We start from the raw sequence: 6,049 nt of genomic DNA on the forward strand, positions 1-6,049 counted from the left end.
GTGCTACAGGTATTCATGGTGACCGTGACTGTAACACTCGCTTCAGAAACTGCGGACTCCGTCGTCGTCACCGCCTACGCGGCCACCACTTCGCTCGCCGACGACATGGAAACGACCTGGTCGAGGCTGTTGCGAGGGGATACGGGCATCGGCGTACTCGACGAGGACTTCGTCGCCGAATACGACCTGCCGGTCCGCATCGGCGGCAAGCTGAAGGCGCATCCCGCCGCGCAACTGACCCGGATCGAACAGCGCAGACACTCCTACGTCGAGCAGCTGGCGCTGGTCCTCGGCAGGCGGGTGTGGCAAGCGGCGGGCGCGCCGGACGTCGAGGGCGAGCGACTGGCGGTGGCCATCGGCACCGGACTCGGTGGCGGCGACGCGCTGATCGACGCGGTCGACGCCATGCGGGCGGGCGGCTATCGGAAGGTGTCGCCGATGGCGGTGCCGATGGTGATGCCGAACGGGCCCGCCGCGACGGTCGGTCTCGAAATCGGCGCCAAGGCAGGGGTTTTCGCGCCCGTCTCGGCGTGCTCCTCGGGTTCCGAGGCGATCGCACACGCCTGGCGGCTGATTCGCTCCGGTGAGGCCGACGTGGTGGTGACGGGTGGCGTCGAGGGCCACATCCACGCCGTGCCGATCGCGGGCTTCGCCATGATGCGCGCGATGAGCACCCGCAACGAGGAACCCGAACGCGCCTCGCGCCCCTTCGACCGGGACCGCGACGGCTTCGTCTTCGGCGAGGCGGGCGCGCTCATGGTGCTCGAATCCGAGCGGCACGCCAGGGCGCGCGGCGCCGCGATCCACGCCCGCGTACTCGGCGCGGGCATCACCTCCGACGCCTTCCACATCGTCGCCTCCGACCCGGAAGGCATCGGTGCGGCGCGCGCCATGCGCAAGGCCATCGAGACCGCGGGCCTCGGAGCTTCGGACATCGCCCACGTCAACGCGCACGCCACCTCGACGCCCATCGGCGACGCCTCCGAGGCGAACGCCATCGCGGCGGTCACGCCGCAGGCCTCGGTTTACGCCCCGAAATCCGCGCTCGGCCATTCCATCGGCGCGGTCGGCGCGCTCGAATCCATCCTCACGGTGCTGACCCTCCGCGACCAGACCGTCCCACCCACCCTCAACCTCGACAACCAGTCCCCCGACATCGACCTCGACATCGTCGCGGGCACACCCCGCAGGCAACGGATCGACTACGCCGTCAACAACTCCTTCGGTTTCGGGGGACACAACGTGGCCCTCACCTTCGGGCGTGCGTGAACCACCCACCACAGCCCGGCGACCGCCTCCACCCGCGCGTGGCAGAATCGTTAACCGGACGAACTATTCGACGACCGGCAGCGGGGCCGGTCCGAGGGACGGACGATGACGTGAGCGATGCCTTCTACCTCCCGGATCCGGACGACCCGAAGCGGTTCATCTCCACCGAGCTCACGCGCGGGCCGTGGTCGCCGGATGCTCAGCACGCGGGGCCGCCGTCGGCGTTGCTCGGGCACGTCATCGAGCGGTGTGAGCCGCGCGAGGGGTTTCAGGTCGGGCGGGTCGCGGTGGAGATTCTCGGGCCCGTGCCGTTGCAGCCGCTGTTCGCCGAGGCGCGGGTGACGCGGCCCGGGCGCAGCGTCGAGTTGCTGGAGGCGACGCTCTCGACCGAGCGCGGTCCGGTCATGAAGGCCAATGCCTGGCGGTTCAAGCTTGCCGAGCCCGAGCTCGCGCTGCCCGAGGAGTTCCATCCGGTGGGCGCGCGTCCCGGTCCCGACCACGCGCCCGCACCGACGCCGTTCCCGACGGCACAAGAGGTCGGCTTCCACACCGCGATCGAATACCGTTTCGTCACAGGGGCTTTCGGTGAGCCCGGCCCGGCGATCTGCTGGATTCGGCTGAAGTATCCGATCGTCGCGGGCACCACACCGAGCCCGCTGGAGCGCACCCTTGCCGCCGCCGACTCCGGCAACGGCGTGAGCGCGGTCCTCGACTGGAACCGCTACCTCTTCATCAACACCGACCTCACCGTCACCCTGCACCGCCAGCCGGTGGGCGAATGGGTCTGCCTCGACGCGGTCACCTACCCGCAGCCGCACGGCATCGGCCTCGCCGAATCGGCCCTCTTCGACGAGAAAGGCCCCCTCGGCCGCAGCACCCAAACCCTCTACCTCGGCGTGCGCTGAGCTACGCCCGGGTCGAGATCTGCTGGATCGCCCAGCCGTTGCCGTCGGGGTCCGAGAAGAAGAGGAAACCGACGTTGTCGAGGGGGTCGGGCATCTTCGTCGGGCTTTCGCCCAGGATCTGGATGTCGCCGACTTCCACACCCCGCTCGACCAATTCGGCGCGCGCCTTGTGCAGATCGGGAACCACCAGCTGCAAGCCTTGCAGCGAACCGGGCGTCATCGACGGCACCGCGCCCTTGCCGATCACGATCGAGCAGCCGGAGCCCGGTGGGGTCAGCTGCACGATGCGGATGTCGTCGCCGATCACGGTGTCGTGGTCGACCGCGAAACCCAGTCGCTCCGAGTAGAACGCTTTGGCGCGGTCGATATCCGACACCGGGACCACGACGACTTCGAGCGTCCAATTCATCCCGATCCCCTTCGCGTCGCACGGTTTCTTCGTTCCTACCAGCCCATAGGCGGACTTCGCGCCCATTCGCGATTTCGCTCGGTGACGAACCGCGCATCGGGTACCGAGCACGGCACCCGCGAGGGTTACGACGGCGACTCGATCCGTGGCGGTACGTCGGAAGCTCTCCAAATTCAGGCCCGCGCGGTCTCGATCAGGCGCGGGCAGAGACGTACGGGCAGCGGAACGCGTCCATTGGACCGTCCGGCACAGGCGTGCTGGTCAGCGCGCCACGCGGCGGACAGCAGCCCGCTTGGCCCGCATCAAACCCGCGGCTGCCAGCGCCAGGCGAATTCACCGGGCTGCGGTGGTGGACCGGGGAGTTCGCCGTCGGCGGCGAGGCCGGCGATGAGCAGGGCGAGGGTGCGGCGGCGGAGCTGGGCGGTGCGTTCCGGGTCCGGCATGGTGATGGCGGCGCATGCCTCCAGGATCAGGCCGAGATCCAGCGGATTCACTTCCGCTCGCAGCCGTCCGGAAGCGTGGGCGCGGCGGATGAGTTCTTCGTTGACCTCGCCCGCGTGCACGACGTCGGGCAGCATCGCCTCGTCGGGGGTGAAGGTGCCCGCCAGGTGGACGGTGAGCGAGTGGACGTCGGCGTCGACCACGCGCTCCAGGAAGCCGACCAGTCCGCGCCAACCGTCCGAATCCTCCAGTGCCGCATCGGCTTCGGCGTTGTAGCGGCGTAGTCCCTCGTGGCAGAGAGTGCGCAGCAGCACCTCCTTGCTCGGGTAGCGGCGATAGAGCGCGCTGATACCGACGCCCGCGCGTTCGGCGACAGCGGCGATCGGCGCGTTGGCATCGGCGAGGAACACGGCCCGCGCCGCCTCCAGGATCAGCCCGTCGTTGCGGGCGGCCTGCGCCTTGCGGCCGGGCAGACCCTTGCGAGCTGGGACTTCGGATGTCTTCGGCATGAGTTCAGGGTAGCACTTGAAACGGAATGATCCGTTCTGCTACTGTCTTGAACAGAACGAAGCATTCCGTTTCAAAAAGGAGATTCCCGTGGCCACCATCAAGCCCTTCCGGATCGACATCCCTCAGGCCCAGCTCGACGATCTGGCCGATCGACTGCGCCGGGCACTGTGGCCGAACGAGCTGGCCGGCGTGGGCGACGCCTACGGCGTGCCCAACGCTCGAGTGCGCACACTCGCGCAGTACTGGCTCGAAACGTTCGACTGGCGAGCGCTGGAGGCGAAGCTCAACTCGTACCCCCAGTTCACCGCCGACATCGACGGCGAGGACATCCACTTCCTGCACATCGAGTCGTCGCGGCCGGACGCGACCCCGGTGATCCTCACCCACGGCTGGCCCGGCTCGATCCTCGAATACCTGGATGTGATCGAGCTGCTCACCGAGCCGGAGTCGACCGATGCGCCCGCCTTCCACGTGGTGATCCCTTCATTGCCCGGCTTCGGGTTCTCCGGCCCCACCCGCAGCACCGGCTGGAACCGCTACCGCACGGCGAAAGCCTGGGTCGAGCTGATGAGCCTGCTCGGCTACGAGCGCTTCGGTGCCATCGGCAACGACGGTGGCTCATTCGTCTCGCCCGAAATCGGGCGGCTCGCGCCGGAGCAGGTCATCGGCGTGCACGTCACGCAGCTGTATTCGTTCCCGTCCGGCGATCCCGCGGAGTTCGACGGACTGTCCGAGCAGGACATGGCCGCGCTTCAGCACCTGCAGTGGTTCCACGAGAACAAGATGGCCTTCAACGCGTTGCACAGCCAGCAGCCGCAGACGCTGGCGTTCGCGCTCACCGACTCCCCAGTCGGTCTCCTCGGCTGGAACGCGCAGCTGTTCGGCGAATCACTGGACGCGGAATTCGTCGTCGGCAACGTGGCGATCTACTGGCTGACCGGCACAGCAGGCTCGTCGCTGCGGTTCTACTACGAGGACGCCCACACAGCCGAGCACCCCAAGGAGCCGACCACGGCGCCGACCGCACTGGCCATGTTCAAGGGCGACTTCCAGTCGATCCGCCGGTTCGCCGAGCGCGACCACAAGAACATCGTCAGCTGGAACTCCTACGACACCGCGACCGACTCGGACGGAGCCAACGACGCGGCGGGTCACTACGCCGCCCATGAGGCACCCGAGGTGCTGGTCGGCGATATCCGTCGATTCTTCGGCGGACTCGCCTGACCCGAAGCGAGGCGTCGCGGTCCGCCCCGCACCGACAGGGGTGGACCGCGACGTCTTCCTGTGGACGTTCGCTTATGCCATCGAGAGTCACGGCCATGGTTCGTCTCGCCTCGCGTTGATGTACTGGATTCACCAACGGCACACCAGCTTTCATCGCAAGGAGAACACCATGAAAATCGCAGTCTTCGGAGCCACCGGCAGCGTCGGCCGACTGGTCGTCGAGCAGGCGCTCGAGCAGGGCCACGAGGTCACCGCGTTCACCCGCAACGCCGCGGGCGTCACCCAGCGGCACGAGCGGCTGCGCGTGGTGGAGGGCGACGTCTTCGACACGCACCAGGCCGAGAAGGCGGTCGCCGGCCAGGACGCGGTGGTGATCGCGCTCGGCGACGGCCGCAAGGGCAAGGTCCGCTTCGGCGGAACCAAGGCGGTCGTGGACGCGATGCACCGCACCGGCGTGCAGCGGCTGATCTGCCAGAGCACGCTCGGCATCGGCGACAGCCGCGACAATCTCAACTTCCTGTGGAAGCACGTGCTCTTCGGCATGCTGCTGCGCCGCGCCTACAACGACCACGTCCAGCAGGAGGCGTACGTGCGGTCCAGCGGTTTGGACTGGACCATCGTGCGCCCCAGCGCCTTCACCGACGGGCCGCGGACCGGCAGCTACCGGCGGGCATTCCCCGGCTCCGAGCGCGGGCTGACCTTGAAGATCGCCCGGGCGGACATCGCCGAGTTCCTGCTGGAGCAACTGACCGACTCGACCTACCTGCACCAAGCGCCGGGGATCTCGCACTGAGGGTGCGAGTGCCGACTTTGCGAGGTTTCGGCTTTCGCTACGGGGACCGGTGGCGGGCCTGCCGGGTGGGCGCTGGCTTTTCGAGGTCGTCGGCTTTCGCGACGGGAACCGGAGGCGGGCCTGCCGGGTGGGCGCTGGCTTTTCGAGGTCGTCGGCTTCCGCCACCTGGACAGGTGGCAGGCCTGCCGGGTCGGCGCTGGCTTTCGAGGTTGTCGGCTTCCGCTACGGGTGCGGGTGGCAGGCCTGTCGGGTCGGCGTCCGAGGTTGTGGGTCTTCGCTGCGGGACCGGTGCCAGGTCTGGCCGGGTGAGCGCCGACTTTCGAAGTGCCCGGTTGAGCGACGGGGACCCGGGGCACGCCTTTCAGGTAGGCGCTGATTTCCGAATCCGCTACGGAGACCGGGGCGGGCCTGACCGGGTGGGCGCTGACTTTCGAGGTGGCTCGGTTGGGCGACAGGGACCGGTGGCAGGCCTATCGGGTGGGCGCTGGCTTTCGAGGT

6 protein-coding genes are annotated in these 6,049 nt (G+C 68.4%); 4 read left to right on the plus strand and 2 right to left on the minus strand.

Translation table 11 applies throughout. The features are described from left to right. The first annotated feature begins 24 nt into the window (after window positions 1-24). Window positions 25-1,269, plus strand: a complete 1,245-nt coding sequence (locus CRP45_RS14065; RefSeq protein WP_425436933.1) for a KasA/KasB family beta-ketoacyl-ACP synthase — start codon at window positions 25-27, stop codon at window positions 1,267-1,269. A gap of 110 nt (window positions 1,270-1,379) precedes the next feature. Then, window positions 1,380-2,174, plus strand: a complete 795-nt coding sequence (locus CRP45_RS14070) for a thioesterase family protein (RefSeq protein ID WP_067791684.1) — start codon at window positions 1,380-1,382, stop codon at window positions 2,172-2,174. 1 nt (window position 2,175) lies between these two features. Here the strand turns inward: CRP45_RS14070 and CRP45_RS14075 are convergent, their stop codons facing one another. Further along, complete coding sequence (locus tag CRP45_RS14075; protein WP_097245511.1) at window positions 2,176-2,583, minus strand: VOC family protein; 408 nt, start codon at window positions 2,581-2,583, stop codon at window positions 2,176-2,178. Between the two features lie 302 nt (window positions 2,584-2,885). After that, window positions 2,886-3,533 carry a TetR/AcrR family transcriptional regulator gene (locus tag CRP45_RS14080; protein WP_097245355.1) on the minus strand — a complete coding sequence of 216 codons (648 nt, stop codon included), beginning with the start codon at window positions 3,531-3,533 and terminating at the stop codon, window positions 2,886-2,888. Window positions 3,534-3,621: 88 nt separating this feature from the next. Between CRP45_RS14080 and CRP45_RS14085 the strand changes: the two genes are divergently transcribed. Together CRP45_RS14085 and CRP45_RS14090 are read left to right on the plus strand one after the other, a co-directional pair. After that, complete coding sequence (locus CRP45_RS14085) at window positions 3,622-4,758, plus strand: epoxide hydrolase family protein (RefSeq protein WP_218841138.1); 1,137 nt, start codon at window positions 3,622-3,624, stop codon at window positions 4,756-4,758. Between the two features lie 169 nt (window positions 4,759-4,927). Continuing rightward, window positions 4,928-5,551: an NAD(P)-dependent oxidoreductase gene (locus CRP45_RS14090; RefSeq protein WP_097245513.1), complete on the plus strand. Its 624-nt coding sequence runs from the start codon at window positions 4,928-4,930 to the stop codon at window positions 5,549-5,551. Window positions 5,552-6,049 lie beyond the last annotated feature (498 nt).

It is taken from the genome of Nocardia amikacinitolerans (assembly GCF_900215415.1).
Classification (GTDB): domain Bacteria; phylum Actinomycetota; class Actinomycetes; order Mycobacteriales; family Mycobacteriaceae; genus Nocardia; species Nocardia amikacinitolerans.